Annotated in this window: 15 protein-coding genes; 9 read left to right on the top strand and 6 right to left on the bottom strand. The window is 75.5% G+C overall.

Annotated elements, in window-relative coordinates:
- Window positions 1-2: 2 nt before the first annotated feature.
- The 3 genes from gnd to dnaA form a co-directional block, all read right to left on the bottom strand.
- Window positions 3-1,001: a phosphogluconate dehydrogenase (NAD(+)-dependent, decarboxylating) gene (gnd, locus tag ACUN9U_RS05165; protein ID WP_445483854.1), complete on the bottom strand. Its 999-nt coding sequence runs from the start codon at window positions 999-1,001 to the stop codon at window positions 3-5.
- 53 nt (window positions 1,002-1,054) lie between these two features.
- Window positions 1,055-2,209, bottom strand: coding sequence for a DNA polymerase III subunit beta (dnaN, locus tag ACUN9U_RS05160; RefSeq protein WP_445483853.1), 1,155 nt, complete (start codon window positions 2,207-2,209; stop codon window positions 1,055-1,057).
- A 493-nt stretch (window positions 2,210-2,702) separates the two neighbouring features.
- Window positions 2,703-4,256, bottom strand: a complete 1,554-nt coding sequence (dnaA, locus tag ACUN9U_RS05155; protein ID WP_445483852.1) for a chromosomal replication initiator protein DnaA — start codon at window positions 4,254-4,256, stop codon at window positions 2,703-2,705.
- 430 nt (window positions 4,257-4,686) lie between these two features.
- Here dnaA and rpmH point away from each other — a divergent pair, with 430 nt between their 5' ends.
- From rpmH to ACUN9U_RS05110, 9 genes are all read left to right on the top strand, one after another.
- On the top strand, window positions 4,687-4,824 hold the full coding sequence (gene rpmH, locus ACUN9U_RS05150; protein ID WP_109772950.1) for a 50S ribosomal protein L34: 138 nt from the start codon (window positions 4,687-4,689) through the stop codon (window positions 4,822-4,824).
- Between the two features lie 28 nt (window positions 4,825-4,852).
- Entirely contained in the window at window positions 4,853-5,230 is a 378-nt protein-coding gene (rnpA, locus tag ACUN9U_RS05145; RefSeq protein ID WP_445483851.1) for a ribonuclease P protein component, read from the top strand.
- Window positions 5,227-5,634: a membrane protein insertion efficiency factor YidD gene (yidD, locus tag ACUN9U_RS05140; protein ID WP_445483850.1), complete on the top strand. Its 408-nt coding sequence runs from the start codon at window positions 5,227-5,229 to the stop codon at window positions 5,632-5,634. Before rnpA ends, yidD begins: the two co-directional genes overlap by 4 nt.
- Entirely contained in the window at window positions 5,631-6,611 is a 981-nt protein-coding gene (gene yidC / locus ACUN9U_RS05135; RefSeq protein ID WP_445483849.1) for a membrane protein insertase YidC, read from the top strand. Before yidD ends, yidC begins: the two co-directional genes overlap by 4 nt.
- A gap of 86 nt (window positions 6,612-6,697) precedes the next feature.
- Window positions 6,698-7,228 carry a Jag family protein gene (locus ACUN9U_RS05130; RefSeq protein ID WP_445483961.1) on the top strand — a complete coding sequence of 177 codons (531 nt, stop codon included), beginning with the start codon at window positions 6,698-6,700 and terminating at the stop codon, window positions 7,226-7,228.
- A 34-nt stretch (window positions 7,229-7,262) separates the two neighbouring features.
- Window positions 7,263-8,051: a 16S rRNA (guanine(527)-N(7))-methyltransferase RsmG gene (gene rsmG, locus ACUN9U_RS05125; protein WP_445483960.1), complete on the top strand. Its 789-nt coding sequence runs from the start codon at window positions 7,263-7,265 to the stop codon at window positions 8,049-8,051.
- Window positions 8,044-9,309 carry a ParA family protein gene (locus ACUN9U_RS05120; RefSeq protein ID WP_445483848.1) on the top strand — a complete coding sequence of 422 codons (1,266 nt, stop codon included), beginning with the start codon at window positions 8,044-8,046 and terminating at the stop codon, window positions 9,307-9,309. Before rsmG ends, ACUN9U_RS05120 begins: the two co-directional genes overlap by 8 nt.
- Window positions 9,306-10,496, top strand: a complete 1,191-nt coding sequence (locus ACUN9U_RS05115; RefSeq protein ID WP_445483847.1) for a ParB/RepB/Spo0J family partition protein — start codon at window positions 9,306-9,308, stop codon at window positions 10,494-10,496. The genes ACUN9U_RS05120 and ACUN9U_RS05115 overlap by 4 nt, the downstream gene beginning before the upstream one ends.
- Window positions 10,497-10,524: 28 nt before the next feature.
- On the top strand, window positions 10,525-11,163 hold the full coding sequence (locus tag ACUN9U_RS05110) for a GNAT family N-acetyltransferase (RefSeq protein ID WP_445483846.1): 639 nt from the start codon (window positions 10,525-10,527) through the stop codon (window positions 11,161-11,163).
- A gap of 103 nt (window positions 11,164-11,266) precedes the next feature.
- Here the strand turns inward: ACUN9U_RS05110 and trxA are convergent, their stop codons facing one another.
- The 3 genes from trxA to ACUN9U_RS05095 all read right to left on the bottom strand — a co-directional run bounded on the left by trxA (window position 11,267) and on the right by ACUN9U_RS05095 (window position 15,079).
- The gene (gene trxA, locus ACUN9U_RS05105) at window positions 11,267-11,590 is read right to left on the bottom strand and encodes a thioredoxin (RefSeq protein WP_445483845.1); all 324 of its coding nucleotides are present in this window, start codon (window positions 11,588-11,590) and stop codon (window positions 11,267-11,269) included.
- 60 nt (window positions 11,591-11,650) lie between these two features.
- Window positions 11,651-12,652, bottom strand: coding sequence for a thioredoxin-disulfide reductase (trxB, locus tag ACUN9U_RS05100; protein ID WP_445483844.1), 1,002 nt, complete (start codon window positions 12,650-12,652; stop codon window positions 11,651-11,653).
- A gap of 132 nt (window positions 12,653-12,784) precedes the next feature.
- A complete protein-coding gene (locus ACUN9U_RS05095; RefSeq protein WP_445483842.1) occupies window positions 12,785-15,079 on the bottom strand; it encodes a hypothetical protein in 2,295 nt (764 codons plus the stop codon).
- Window positions 15,080-15,222: the final 143 nt, after the last annotated feature.

The raw sequence follows: 15,222 nt of genomic DNA, 5'->3' as shown, positions 1-15,222 counted from the left end.
GCTCAGCGGGAGGTGGAGCCGGAGCCGGAGCTCGGGCCCGCCTCGTCGGCGCGGGCCTCCTGGGCGCCGGTCTCGGGCTGCCCGCCGCTGCGCTCGTCGGCGCTGGCGTCGTCCCCGCCGAGGGACTCCACCGCGTGCCCGCCGAACTGGTTGCGCAGCGCGGCGACCATCTTCATCGCCGGGGAGTCGTCCTGGCGGGAGGCGAAGCGCGCGAACAGCGCGGCCGTGATGGCCGGCATGGGCACCGACTCGTTGATGGCCTCCTCGACCGTCCAGCGGCCCTCGCCGGAGTCGTTGACGTAGCCGCGGATGCTGCCCAGGCTCGTGCCCTCCGCCTCCAGGGCGCGCACCAGCAGGTCCAGCAGCCACGACCGCACCACGGTGCCGCGCGTCCAGGCCTTGAAGGACCCGGTGACGTCGGTGACGATGTCCTTGGCGGTGAGCAGCTCGAAGCCCTCGGCGTAGGCCTGCATGAGGCCGTACTCGATGCCGTTGTGCACCATCTTGGCGTAGTGGCCGGCGCCCACGGCCCCGGCGTGGACGAAGCCCTCCTCGCGCGGGCCCTCCGGGCGCAGCGCGTCGAAGACGGGCAGCAGCCGCTCGACCAGCTCCGCGTCGCCGCCGCACATGAGCCCGTAGCCGTTGTCCAGGCCCCAGATGCCGCCGGAGACGCCGCAGTCGACGAAGCCGATGCCGCGCTCGGCCAGGGAGGCCGCGTGCGCGGCGTCCTCGGTGTACTTGGAGTTCCCGCCGTCGATGACGACGTCGCCCTCGGACAGCAGCCCCTTGAGCTGGTCGATGACGCTGTGGGTGACCGGGCCCGCGGGCACCATCACCCACACCGCCCGGGGCGCCGGGAGGGCCTCGACGAGGGCCTCGAGGCTCTCGACGTCGGTCAGGTCGGGGTTGTTGTCGAAGCCGGTGACCTCCACGCCGCCGCGGCGGAGCCGCGTGCGCATGTTGCCGCCCATCTTGCCGAGTCCGACCAGACCGATGTGCACAGCAGACCTCCGGTGGTGCGTCGTGGGTGTGGGTCGCTCGCCGCGGGCGGGCGTCAGCCGGCCATGCGCACGGGCATGAGCAGGTAGCGGTAGTGGTCGCTGGGCTCCCCGTCCTCGTCGGACTGGCCGGTGAGGACGGCGGGCTTCGTGGGAAGCGTGAAGGACAGCCGCACGAACGGCATGTTGAGGGCGCCCAGCCCGTCCAGGAGGAACTGCGGGTTGAAGGCGATGGAGACGTCGTCCCCGTGCAGCTGGGCGGGGATGGCCTCGGAGGCCTGGGCGTCCTCGCCGTCGCCGGCCTCCAGCACCACCTGGCCCTGGGTGAAGGACAGCCGGACGGGGCGGCTGCGCTCGGCCACCAGCGCCACGCGCCGGACCGCCTCCACCAGCGCGGGCACCGGCACGACGGCCGAGATCGGCGACTCGGCGGGGAACAGGGAGCGCACCTTGGGGTAGTCGCCGTCCACGAGCAGCGACGTGGTGCGCCGCCCGCCGGCCTCGAAGCCGACCAGGCCCGAGGCGCCGCGGCCGCGGCCGGGGTCGCCGGAGGCCTCCGAGGACAGCGCGAGCACCACCTCGCCGCTGCCCATCGCCCGGGCGACCTCCGAGAGCGTCCTCGCGCGCACGAGGGCCGCCGACGACGTCCCGCCCTCCCCGGCGCTCCACGGCAGCGTGCGCACCGCCAGCCGGTAGCGGTCGGTGGCCAGCAGGGTCAGCTCGTCGCCCTCGATCTCCACCCGGACACCGGTGAGCACCGGCAGCGTCTCGTCGCGGCTGGCGGCCACCACCACCTGGGAGACCGCGGCCGCGAAGACGTCGCCCGCCACGCTGCCGAGGACGTCGGGCATGGCCGGCAGGGCCGGGTAGTCCTCCACGGGCATGGTGAGCAGGGTGAAGCGGCTCGAGCCGCAGGTGACCACGACGCGGGGCCCCTGCAGCGACACCTGCACGGGCTGCGCCGGCAGGGACCTGGCGATGTCGGCCAGCAGCCGGCCGGAGACCAGGACCCGCCCGGGCTCGTGGACCTCGGCGGGCACCTCCACGTGGGCGGAGACCTCGTAGTCGAAGCTGGACAGCTTGAGCACGCCCGGCTCGGCGGCCTCCAGGAGGACCCCGGAGAGCACCGGCACCGGGGGCCGGGCCGGAAGCGTCCGCGCCGTCCACCCGACGGCGTCGGCCAGGACGTCGCGCTCGACCCCGAACCTCACGGGTCCACCTCCATGCGTGCTGCTGCGTGCCTGTGCGCCCTGGGAGGGCCCCGAGCCGCGAGGGTAGCGGGGAGCGGGTCCCCTGCTCCGCGGCCACCCACAGGCCCCCCGTCGGGAGGCGCGGGCGGTCCGGAGCAGATGGAGGCTGCGCGATCGAATCCGCTAGAGGACTGGTTCCGTAGTAGTCATAGGGCCTGTGGATACTGTGGAAAACCCCCGTCCTCGCAGGTGGGAGGTTGTGCACACCTGTGGACAGCGCTGTGGATGACGTGGGGAAAAACTACGGGTCCCTGTGGACGGCCAGAAACTGTCCACATTCCGTCCACAGGTGGACCCCCCGTTGTCCACACGTCGTCCACAGGAGGACGGCGGTTCTCCACAGGGGCTGTGGACAGTTCTGTCCACAGGGGCTGTGGACGCCTGTGGATCGTCCTCACCTGGGGACAGAGCCTGTGGACAACTCACGTCGTCGCAGGTGGGAGCGTCGCGGCCCTCAGGCCCGGTGCTGCATCTTGATGCGGTTGGTGAGCTCGGTGACCTCGTTGTAGGTCTGCCGGCGCTCGGCCAGCTGCTCGCGCACCTTGCGGTTGGCGTGCATCACGGTGGTGTGGTCGCGGCCCCCGAACGCCTGTCCGATCTTGGGCAGGCTGAGCTCGGTGAGCTCGCGGCACAGGTACATCGCGACCTGGCGCGCGTTCACCACCGCGCGCGACCGCGCTGGCCCGCACAGGTCCTCGATGGTCACCTTGTAGTAGTCCGCCGTCTGGGCCATGACCGTGGCCAGGGAGATCTGCGCCGTCTCACCGGTCAGCAGGTCCTTGAGGACCACCTCGGCGAGCGCGAGGTCGACGTCGGCGCGGTTGAGGTTGGCGAAGGCCGTGACGCGGATGAGGGCGCCCTCGAGCTCGCGGATGTTGGTGGAGATCTGCGAGCCGATGAACTCCAGCACCTCGTAGGGCACCGAGATGCGGTCCGTGATGGCCTTCTTGGACAGGATCGCGATGCGCGTCTCCAGGTCCGGCGGCTGCACGTCGGTGGTCAGGCCCCACTCGAAGCGGGACCTCATCCGCTCCTCGAACCCGAACAGGTTCTTGGGCGGCTGGTCGGAGGTGATGATCACCTGCTTGTTGGCGTTGTGCAGCACGTTGAAGGTGTGGAAGAACTCCTCCTGCGTCTGCACCTTGTTGGACAGGAACTGGATGTCGTCCACCAGGAGGAAGTCGACGTCGCGGTAGCGGCGCAGGAACGAGTTCTTCTGGTCGTCGCGGATCGAGTTGATGAAGTCGTTGGTGAACTCCTCGGAGTTCACGTAGCGCACCTTCACGCCCTGGTACAGGTGCTGGGCGTAGTGGCCGATGGCGTGCAGCAGGTGGGTCTTGCCCAGCCCCGAGGGCCCGTAGACGAACAGCGGGTTGTACGCCTTCGCGGGCGCCTCGGCCACCGCCACGGCCGCGGCGTGCGCGAAGCGGTTCGACGAGCCGATGACGAAGGTGTCGAAGGTGTACTTGGGGTTCAGGCGCGCCGGCTCGGCGTCCCGGCGCGACTGCTCGCCGCGGCGGCTGCGCGGGACCTGCGGCGGCCGGCTCACCCCGAACAGGGCGCCGTCCTCCCCCGTGGCCAGCAGCTCGGCCCCGTCCTCGTCGTCGTCGGTCCGGCGGTCCTGGTCCCCCGCGCCGTCCTGCGGGACGTCGCCGGGGGCGGCCTCCGCGCCACCACGGGGTGCCGGCACCTGGCCGTCGTGGGTGGGAGCGGGGTGCCCGGCGTCCTGGGGCGGTGCGTCCGTGAGGGAGCTGTCGACCGCCACCGCCACGCGGACCTCGCGGCCCAGGCGCTCCGACAGCGCGGCCGCCACCGGCTCGCGCAGGCGCTGCTCGATCATCTCCTTGGTGAGCTCGTTGGGCACCGAGAGCAGCACCATGTCGTTGAGCAGGCCGAGGGGTCGGGTCAGGCGCAGGAACGCCAGCTGCTGGCGGGAGATGCGTGCGTCCGCACCCAGCGCGGCGATGACGGCCGGCCAGGCGGACGGGAGGTCCTGCTGATCGGCCACCGCCCCACCCTCCCACGCCCGCACGAGGGGTCGCGCACGTCGTCCACAGGGTTGTCCACAGGCTGTGGACGGAGGTGGGGACGTCGACCGGTCGGGAGGCGGCGGTGCCGGCCCCGGAGCGGGAGCGCACGACGCTAGCGGCACCCCTTCGCCGGGCACAAGGCGGCACGCCAGAGCGCGCCCGCCTCCCGGCGCGGGCCCCGGTCACGGCGGGCAGGGGTCTGCGCGAGCGCGCCAGGTTTGACCCCCGCGGCCCCGCGCCCCTACCGTGGAGCGGTTGCGGCAGGCGCTCGTGCGCCCGGAGGAGCCCTCACCGAGCACCGGTCAGGAGCCCGCGGGAGCTCGTCCCCGCCGCACGGTGCGGCCGCGCTCCCCGAGCGCCAGCCGCCCGCGACAGCGAGCTGACCAGCGACGTGATGGAGTGACGGGCGTGAGCAAGCGGACCTTCCAGCCGAACAACCGGCGCCGGGCCAAGGTGCACGGCTTCCGGCTGCGCATGCGCACCCGCGCCGGCCGCGCCATCCTCGCCGCGCGGCGCTCCAAGGGCCGCGCCCAGCTGTCCGCCTGAGACCAGCGGCCCCCGGGCCCGCTGCCTCGTGCTCCCCGCGCCGCACCGCCTCCGCCGCTCCGCCGACTTCTCGGCGGTCGTCCGGCGCGGTCGGCGCGCCGGCCGGCGCCACCTGGTGCTGCACCTCCTCGAGCCGTCGGGCCCGCAGGAGGAGGCGGTGCCGGTGCGCGTCGGCTTCGTGGTCTCCCGGGCCGTGGGCGGCTCGGTGGTCCGCAACCGCGTCGAGCGCCGGCTGCGCCACCTCGTGCGCGAGCAGCTGCCGCTGCTGCCGGCCGGGGCCCGTGCCGTGGTGAGGGCCAACCCGCCCGCCGCCTCGGCCACCAGCGAGGTCCTGGCGCGCGACCTGGCCTCCGCCGTCCGCCGGCTGCTCCCCAGCGCGCCCGGCGCGGCCGGGGGCCAGCGGTGAGGCTCCTGCGGGCCCTGGACCGCGGCCTCGCCGTCGTGCTCCTGGTGCTGGTGCGCGCCTACCAGCTGCTCCTGTCCCCCCTCCTGGGGCCGGTCTGCCGCTACGCCCCCTCCTGCTCCTCCTACGGGGCCACGGCCCTGCGCCGCCACGGGGCCGTGCGCGGGACGTGGCTCACCGCGCGCCGCCTGCTGCGCTGCCACCCCTGGGCCGCCGGGGGCTGGGACCCCGTGCCCGGCGGCGGTGACGGGGCGGGGGCCGGCAGGCCGCACACTGGTGGGGGTCGCACGCCCGACCAGGGACGCGGCGAGCACCAGCGGCAGCGCTCCCGGCGCTACCGCCAGCACGACGAGCCGGACCACCACGACCACGGGGCCTCCCGTCCCCTGCCCGCGAGGACGAGATGAACTTCTTCGAGAGCCTGATCTACCCGCTGGAGTGGGTGGTGGCCTGGATCATGGTGCAGGCGCACGCCGGCCTCACCGCCCTGGGCATGCCCGGCAGCGGCGGCTGGACCTGGGCGCTCTCCATCGTCGCGCTCGTGGTGATCATCCGCATCGTGCTCATCCCTCTCTTCGTCAAGCAGATCAAGGCGAGCCGCGGCATGGCGCTGCTCCAGCCGGAGATGCGCAAGATCCAGCAGAAGTACAAGGGCAAGACCGACCCGGCCAGCCGCGAGGCCATGAGCCGGGAGACGATGGAGCTCTACCGCTCCAGCGGCACCAACCCCTTCTCCTCCTGCCTGCCGATCCTCCTGCAGGCGCCGATCTTCTTCGCGCTCTTCCGGGTGCTCAACTACGGCATCCGCAACGAGGAGGGCGTGGGCCCGCTGACCAGCGAGCTGGCGCGCCAGGCGGCCGAGTCGTCGATCTTCGGCGCGCGGCTGACGGACACCTTCCTGGGCAGCGACGACCTCAACGTCAAGGTCCTCACCGCGATCCTCATCGTGGCGATGAGCCTGACGACGTTCACCACCCAGCGGCAGCTGATGATCAAGAACATGCCCGCGTCGGCGCTGGACAACCCCTTCGCCCAGCAGCAGAAGCTGATCATGTACCTGTTCCCGATCATCTTCGCCGTCTCCGGCGTCAACTTCCCCATCGGCGTCCTGATCTACTGGTTCACCACCAACCTGTGGACCGGTGGCCAGCAGGCCTACGTCATCCGCCGCATGCCCGCCCCCGGCTCGAAGGCCGAGGAGGCCCTGCGCGAGCGCCGCGCCCGCCGTGCCCTGCGCCGCGGCGGCGCGGGCGCCTCCACCGACGTGGTCCCCGGCGAGGTGGTCGCCTCCGAGGCCCCGCAGCGCAGCGGCCAGCGCGTGCAGCCCAAGCGCAAGGACCGCAACCGCGGCCCGGCGGAGACGACGCGACGCTCCCAGAACTGACCCGCCCACCAGACGACGAGGAGGCCGTGGTGAGCACCGAGCAGGCCACGCACGAGGTCGACACCCCCGACACCGACGACGCCGCGGTGGGCCACGAGCCCGCCGAGGCGCAGGGCGCCGACGCCGGCGAGCGCCGCAGCCGCCTCGCCCGCCTGGAGGAGGAGGGGGAGGTGGCCGCTGACTACCTCGAGGAGCTCCTCGACATCGCCGACCTCGACGGCGACATCGACATCGACGTCGAGGACGGGCGCGCCGCCGTCTCGGTGGTCGCCGAGGGCAGCGACGCCGTGGCTCTGCGCCGCCTCGCGGGCAGCCGGGGCGAGGTGCTGGAGGCCCTGCAGGACCTGACCCGGCTCGCCGTCCAGGCCCGCACCGGGGAGCGCAGCCGCCTCATGCTCGACGTGGCCGGGCACCGCGCCCGCCGCCGCGAGGAGCTCCAGCGCCTGGCCGCCGAGGCGGTCCAGCAGGTGCAGCGCGAGGGCGCCCCCGTGGCCCTCGACCCGATGAACCCCTTCGAGCGCAAGGTCGTCCACGACGCCGTCGCGGCCGCGGGCCTGGTGAGCGACTCCGAGGGCGAGGAGCCCCACCGCCGCGTCGTGGTCTCCCCCGCCGCCTGACGTGCCGGACGAGGCCGAGCGGGCCACCCCGGTCATCCCTCCTGCCGCGCCGGAGGCAGGCAGGCTCGCCGAGCCGCCCGAGCTCGCCGCTGCCGCGCGCGCCGTCTTCGGCGGCGGTGACGACGGCGAGGGCGGGGTCGACCTCGCCCGGCGCTACGCGGGCCACCTGGCGACCACGGCCGTCGAGCGCGGCCTCGTGGGTCCCCGGGAGGTGCCCCGGCTGTGGGAGCGGCACGTGCTGAACTGCGCGGTCGTCGGCGAGCTGCTGCCGCCGGCGGCCCTGGTGGTCGACGTCGGCAGCGGTGCGGGCCTGCCCGGCCTCTGCCTGGCGCTGGCGCGCCCGGACGCCACCGTCGTCCTCGTCGAGCCCCTGGAGCGGCGCGCCACCTGGCTGTCGGAGGTGGTCGAGGACCTCGGCCTGGTGCGCAGGGTCCGGGTGGTCCGGGCACGGGCCGAGGAGGTCGCGCCCGGGCGCCCCGGCGCGCTGCCCGCCGCCGACGTCGTCACCGCGCGGGCCGTGGCGCCCCTGGAGCGGCTCGCCGGCTGGTGCCTGCCCCTGGCGCGGCGCGGCGGGGTGCTGCTGGCGCTGAAGGGCCGCACCGCCGCCGAGGAGCTGCTGGCCGCCAGGGCGGCGCTGGAGCGCCTCGGCGGCCGCGACCCGGAGGTCGTGCAGGTGGGCACCGGGCTCGTCCCGGTCCCCACGACCGTGGTGAGCGTTACTGTGGGTGCCGCCCCTCACCCGGTCGGGGGTGCGCGAGGCGGAGAGGACGTCGGTGGTCGATCACGAGCGGCGCGGGAGCGCGCGCGGAAGCCACGTGGCTGAGCCGTCCACCGGCGCGCCGGAGGATGAGGAGGTCGCGCGCAGGGCGCTGCTGGCCCAGGCCATCCCCGATGCCGGGGAGGACACGCCGCTGGCGCGCCAGGCCGCCGAGGACGCCCGCCGCCGCATCCGCCTGCGCGGGCGCACGCTGCCCAAGCCGCCCCGGACCCGCGTCCTGACGGTCGCCAACCAGAAGGGCGGCGTGGGCAAGACCACCAGCGCCGTCAACCTCGCGGCGGCGCTCGCCCAGTGCGGGCTGCAGGTGCTCGTCCTCGACGTCGACCCGCAGGGCAACGCCTCCACCGCACTGGGCGTGGCCCACGAGGACCGCACGCCCGGCACCTACGAGGTCCTCGTGGAGGGGCTGCCGCTGTCCGAGGCGGTGCGCCAGTGCCCCGACGTGCGCGGCCTGGAGGTCTGCCCCGCCAGCATCGACCTCGCCGGCGCCGAGATGGAGCTGGCCACCGAGCCCGACATGGTCGCGCGCGTGTCCCTGCTGGGCCGCGCCCTGGCCGACCACGTCGCCGACCGCGAGCAGCGGGGCCTGCCCCGGCTCGACTACGTCCTGCTCGACTGCCCGCCCAGCCTGGGCCTGATCACCCTGAACGCCCTCGTGGCCGCCCGCGAGGTGCTGATCCCCATCCAGTGCGAGTACTACGCGCTGGAGGGGCTGACGCAGCTGCGCAACAACATCGGCCTCGTGCAGCGCTCGCTGAACCCGCAGCTGGAGATCAGCACGATCTTGCTGACGATGTACGACGCGCGCACCCGCCTGGCGCGCGAGGTGGCCGAGGAGGTGCGCCGCGCCTTCCCCAGCAGGGTGCTCGACACGACCATCCCGCGCTCGGTGCGCATCTCCGAGGCCCCCAGCCACGGCGAGACGGTCATGACGTACGACCCGGGCAACTCCGGTGCGCTCTCCTACCTGCAGGCGGCGCGCGAGCTGGTGGAGTCCCACCACGCCCGGCTCGCTGCGGCCGCCGTCAGCGCCGACGACCGGGCGGACGACCGGGCGGACGACCAGGACGACGACCAGGTGGATGACCAGTTGGACGACCAGGGCGTGGCGGACGCCGCCGCCGGCCGGGTCGCGGAGCACCGTGACGAGCCGCCCGCCGCTGCCCCCGAGGAGGAGCCCGTGCAGCCCGAGGCGCCCGCCGCCGTCGTCGACCTGCGCACCGGTCCGCTGGACCTGCGGGGGTCGTGGACGCCGGACCGCAGCACCGCCTCCCGCCGCCGCGCCGCGGAGCGCCGCGCATGAGCGAGCGCAAGCGCGGGCTCGGGCGGGGCCTGGGCGCCCTGATCCCGGACGCCGTCTCCCCGGAGGTCACCGGCCAGCTGCGCGCCGTCGCGGCGCCGGAGCGCCCGGCGCCGGCCCCCGACCGCGCCGGGCGCGGCACCGAGGAGCCCGGGCCGCACGAGCGGGAGGACGGCGGCGGCCGCGTCATCGACCTGCGCGACCCCGCGCCCGTCCCGCCGAGCTGGCAGGCGCCCCGGCGTCCCGGGGCGCGCACCCCCCAGCGCGACGAGGACCTCCTGCCCATCCCCGGGACCTGGTTCGCCGAGGTCCCGGTCGGGTCGGTCAGCCCCAACCCGCGCCAGCCGCGCCAGGTCTTCGACGAGGACGCGCACGCCGAGCTCGTCCACAGCGTCAAGGAGATCGGCGTCCTGCAGCCGGTGGTCGTCAGGCCGCTGCGCCGCGTCGACGGCAGCACGCCCCCGCCCGGGGAGCAGATGTCCTTCGAGCTGGTCATGGGCGAGCGGCGCTGGCGCGCCGCCGAGAGCGCCGGCCTGGCCACGGTGCCCGCGATCGTGCGCGACACGACCGACGAGGACCTCCTGCGCGACGCGCTGCTGGAGAACCTGCACCGCGCCGACCTCAACCCCCTGGAGGAGGCGGCCGCCTACCAGCAGCTGCTGGACGACTTCGGGTGCACGCACGACTCGCTGGCCCAGCGCCTGGGCCGGTCCCGGCCGCAGATCTCCAACACCATCCGCCTGCTGCGGCTGCCGCCGTCGGTGGCCCGCCGCGTCGCTGCCGGCGTGCTCTCCGCCGGCCACGCCCGCGCCCTGCTCGGCCTCCCCACCCCCGACGCGATGGAGCGGCTCGCCGCCCGGATCGTGGCGGAGGGGCTGTCGGTGCGCACCACCGAGGAGCTGGTCGCCCTCGGCGGCGTGGGCCAGGCGCGGCCCAGCCGGCCGCAGGTCCGCGCCGCCGCCCCGGTGCTGGACGACCTCGCCGCCCGCCTGTCGGACCGCTTCGACACCCGCGTCAGCGTGGCGATGGGCGCCAAGAAGGGCCGCCTCACCGTGGAGTTCGCGACGCTGGAGGACCTCGACCGCATCCTGGGCTCGCTGGCGCCCGAGGAGGCCGGCGTCTCGCAGGCCCCCGCTGCGGACGGCGCGGACGGCGCGGAGGGCCCGGCAGAGCCCTCCGGCGCCCTCTGAGGCCGTCCGGCGCTGAGGAGGTCGTGGCGTGTCCCGCCGCGTCGCACCGCTGACCCTGGAGGCCCTGGCCGACCTTCCGACCCGCTGCCGCGGCTGCGTCGCCTGGGAGCTCGACCCGGTCTCCGCGGGCCGGGCGGTCGCCGCGGGAGGCACCGCCTTCGAGAAGGAGGCGTGGCTGTCGGAGGTGCTGCTGCAGTGGGGGTCGGCGGGCCGGCTGGCCTACGTCGACGACGCCCTGGCGGGGTTCGTCACCTACGCCCCCCCGGTGCACGTCCCCCGCTCGCGCGCCTTCCCCACCTCACCGGTCAGCGGTGACGCGGTGCTGCTCATGAGCGGCTGGGTCGAGCCGGCGCACCGGGGCGGCGGCATCGCCCGCATGCTCGTGCAGAGCGCCGCCAAGGACCTCACCCAGCGCGGCGTCAGGGCGGTGGAGGCCTTCGGGGCGGCGGGGGCCGAGCTGCAGGAGCGCCGGGCGGGGCTGACCGCGGAGTGCATCGTGCCCGCGGCCTTCTACGAGGCGGTCGGCTTCACCGTCGTCCGGCCCCACCACCGCTACCCGCGGCTGCGCCTGGAGCTGCGCACGGCGCTGTCGTGGCGCGAGGACGTCGAGGCGGCCCTGGAGCGCATCCTGGGCCGCGCCCGCGTGCCCGTCCTGTCCGGGGTCTGACCCCGCGCTGCCCGGCCACCAGCGGAGCGCACAGCCCCTGCGCGGTCGACGACGGAGGCCCCCGACCTTCCAGGGTCGGGGGCCTCCGTCGTCGTCAGCGGTGTCAGCCGATGAACTCGGCCAGCTCGCGCTCGAGCACGGGCTTGGGACGGGCGCCGATGATCTGCTTCACCAGCTCACCGCCCTTGTAGACGTTCAAGGTGGGGATGGAGGTGATGCCGTACGCCGCAGAGGTGCGCGGGTTCTCGTCGGTGTTCACCTTGACCACGTCGAGGGCCTCGGAGTGCTCGCTGGCGATCTCCTCGATGATCGGGGAGACCTGGCGGCACGGGCCGCACCAGGGGGCCCAGAAGTCGACGAGCACGGGCTTGTCGTTCTGCAGGACCTCGGTGTCGAAGGTGGAGTCGGTGACGGCGCGAGCGGTCATGGCTGGTCCTCTCGGTCTCGGTGCTGGGACGGTGCTGGTCTGGGGTGTGGTCGCCGGCGGTCAGCCGACGGCGGTGGCCTCGGCCACCTCCTCGGCCTCCACGGCGGCGACGCGCGGGGAGTCGGTGTCGGCGAGCGCCGCGAGGTAGCGCTCGGCGTCCAGGGCGGCCACCGTCCCGGAGGCGGCGGCGGTGATGGCTTGGCGGTACTCGTGGTCGACCACGTCACCGCACGCGAAGACCCCCGGCAGGTTGGTGCGCGAGGAGCGCCCCTCCACGGCGACGTAGCCCTTGTCGTCCAGGTCGACCTGGCCGCGGAAGAGGTCGACGCGGGGCTCGTGGCCGATGGCCACGAAGACGCCGGCCACGGGCAGCTCGGACAGCTCCCCGGTGGTGGTGTCGCGCAGGCGCAGGCCCGCCACCTTGTCCTGCCCCACGACGTCCTCGACGGCGCTGTTCCAGGCGTAGCGGATCTTCGGGTCGTTCTGGGCCCGGCGCTGCATGATCTTGGAGGCGCGCAGCTCGTCACGGCGGTGCACCAGCGTCACGGAGTCGGCGAAGCGCGTGAGGAACGTCGCCTCCTCCAGCGCGGAGTCGCCACCGCCGACCACTGCGACGTCCTTGCCCTTGAAGAAGAAGCCGTCGCAGGTGGCGCACCAGGAGACGCCGTGGCCGGAGAGGCGCTTCTCGTTGGGCAGGCCCAGCTCGCGGTAGGCCGAGCCGGTGGCCAGGACGACCACGCGCGAGCGGTAGGTCTCGCCCAGGCCGGTGCGCACGACCTTGACGTCACCGGTGAGGTCGAGCTCGACGGCGTCGTCGTAGACGACCTCGGCGCCGAAGCGCTCGGCCTGCGCCTGCATGCGCTCCATGAGCTCCGGGCCCATGAGGCCGTCGGGGAAGCCCGGGAAGTTCTCCACCTCGGTGGTGTTCATCAGCGCACCGCCGACCGTGACGGACCCCGCCACCACCACCGGGTGCAGGTCGGCGCGGGCGGCGTAGATGGCTGCCGTCCAGCCCGCGGGTCCCGATCCCACGATCACCAGGTCGCGGACGTCGTCGGGCACGTGGGTCTCCCCTCGAAGGCGGTTGCGCCTGGTCCCGCTGCTGGTCACGGGGCGCGAGTCGTTCAACCGATCGTAGGTGCGCGGTGTTCCCGGACGTGCCGCGGACGTGCCTCGGGACGTGCCCACGGCGGCTCAGCGCGCGGAGGCCTCCGCCACGGCGGCGGTGTAGCCGGTGGGGGTCTGCGGGAGCTCGGTGAACCACAGCAGCAGGTGGCTGGCGCTGGTCCCGGGCTCCAGCGGCACCTCGACGGTGCGCCCGTCCGTGCCGGCGGCGGTGGTGGCCACCACCGTGCTGCCCTCGTAGCCGCCGTCGGGGCTCGTGCGCACCTCCAGCCGCCCTCCGCTGCCCTCGGTGCGCAGCACCAGCGCCGTGACGGCGGCGTCGCCACGGCCGTCACCCAGCTGCAGGGACAGGCCGACGCCGCGCTTGAGGTTGCCGAGGGCGGCGTTGCTGTAGGTGCTCGAGCGCCAGGCCGTCGTCGGGTCGCCGTCGACGGCGCGCGAGGCGGCGGCGTCGTTCTCCGTGCTGTCGCCGAAGGGGTCCTCCGCACGGGCGGCGGTGACCTCGGCGGCGCCGCCCGCGGCGTCGGCGGGGACCTCGGCGTCGGCGGGCGCGGCGGGCTCCTGGGCGGCGGGGCTGGCGAGCCCGGCGGCACCGGGCCCCGAGGGCCCGGGAGCGGCGGTGTCGGAGGGGGCGATGCCCAGCGCCCCGGCGAGCTGCGGCACGCGCGGCCAGAGCAGCAGCACCGCGACGACCAGCGCCAGCACGAGCACCACCAGCACGGCCACCACGGGTCCGCGGCGGCCCCGGCGCGCCTGGGCGCCGTCGTCGCTGTCGCGGCCGGCGCGGCGCGCGCCGGCCGCGGGGGCGGCGCCCGCGGGGGCGTGGCCCCACCCCTGGCTGACCCAGTCGGTGGTGTCGGTGTCGGAGAAGGGCGCCGTCGCGACGGGGGCGCGCGGACGTCGCACGGCCGCGGTGGGTGCCGGCGGCGCGCTGCGGGCGGCACGGGCGGCGGGGGCGCTGCCGGCGGCGTGGGGACGGTGCTGGAGGCCGTCGTCGGTGGGGGTGGGGCGCCAGCTGGCCGCCGCGTCAGCGCCCACGGCGTCCTCGGCGTCCTCGGTCAGGGGAGCCGTCACGGCAGGGGCGGGGGCCGGGGCTGACGGTCCGTGCTCCGGCTCGCGGCCCGGAGCGGCTCCCCAGCCGTGCTGAGGGTCCTGCGCCAGCTGAGGGCGCGGGCCGGTCACGGGGCCCAGCAGGGCCTCGAAGGCGTCACCCCCGGCCGCCCGCTCGGCCTCGCGCTCAGCGCGGCGCTGCGCGGCTCGGCGGGCGGCCCGCGTGGGGTGGGCCACCGGCTCGGCGCCGTCCGCGGCCCCGGTGCTGGAGGGGACGCCGGCGTGGTGCAGGCCGGGGCCGCCCCCCAGCCGCGAGCGCGCGGGCGAGGACGCCCACCCGGCGGCGGACGCAGCGGCGGTACCAGCCGCCGCCGTCGCGCCGGGTGCGGCCGGGGGTGGCGTCGCGGGCATCCCCAGCCCTGTGCGCGTCACCGGGCCCGTGGAGCTGCCCCAAGGGGCCAGGGCGGCGGCCACGTCGGCCGGGGTGGCGGGTCCCTCGCGGTAGGGACCCAGGACCGCCGCGCACAGGGCGTCGAGGTCGTGGGGCACCCCGGCTGCCAGCTCACCGGGCGTCACGGGGCTGCCGCCTCGACCCGTGGGTGCGGCGCCCAGCGCGCCGCAGCGGCCCGCGGGCCACAGGCCCGTCAGCGCCGCGTACAGGACGCGCACCAGCCCCTCGGCGTCCTCGCGCTCCGCCTCGGCGGGTGACCGTGTCGGCAGGCCCGCGGCAGCGCCGGCGACCTCCAGGCCCAGCACGCTCACCGCGCCGTCGGCCGTGAGCGCCACGGCGCTGGGCTCGAGGCGGCGGTGGTGCAGGCCGGAGCGGCTGGCGCGGGCCAGGACTGCGGCCGCCTCACCCACGAGCGCTCGGGCCCTCGCCGGAGGCAGGGGCGCCTCGCGGAGGAGGTCGGCCAGGGTGCGCCCCGGGGAGCGCTCGGTGACCACCCAGCCCAGGGCGGTGCCGTCGACGGCGCGCTCGAGTCCGACGTCGAGCAGGTGGGGGAGCCGCTCGTCCTCCAGCGCGGCGGTGCGCCGGGCCGCGTCGACGGCCTCGGCCGCGGTCGGGCCGGACACCACCGCGACCACCACGGGGCGCAGCAGCTGGTCGTCCTCGCCGTCCCAGGTGGCCCAGGCGCCGTCCTTCGTGCGCCGCTGCAGCAGGCGGTACCTGCCGTCGAGGAGCACCCCCACCGACCCCGCTCCCCGGCCCCGCGGGGCCGGCCGCGGCGCCGACGGGTGCTCACCGGTCGCGGTGGAGAGCAGCTGCCCGGCCCCGGACGGGTGGGTGGGGCGCGGTGCGGTCTCGTCGGCCACGTCGGCTCCTCCCGTCGGCGCTCGCGGGCGCGCCGGTGGTGCCCGGGGCGCAGTCGTTCGACCCGTGGATCGTACGCGGCGGCGGTGCCCCCCGCCCGTACCGGCGCACCTCCCGCGGGCGCGTCGTCGCTGCTCGGAGCGTC

Source organism: Quadrisphaera sp. KR29 (genome assembly GCF_052644995.1).
Note: the sequence above shows the minus strand (reverse complement) of the source record. Positions and strands in the feature narration are given on the sequence as shown.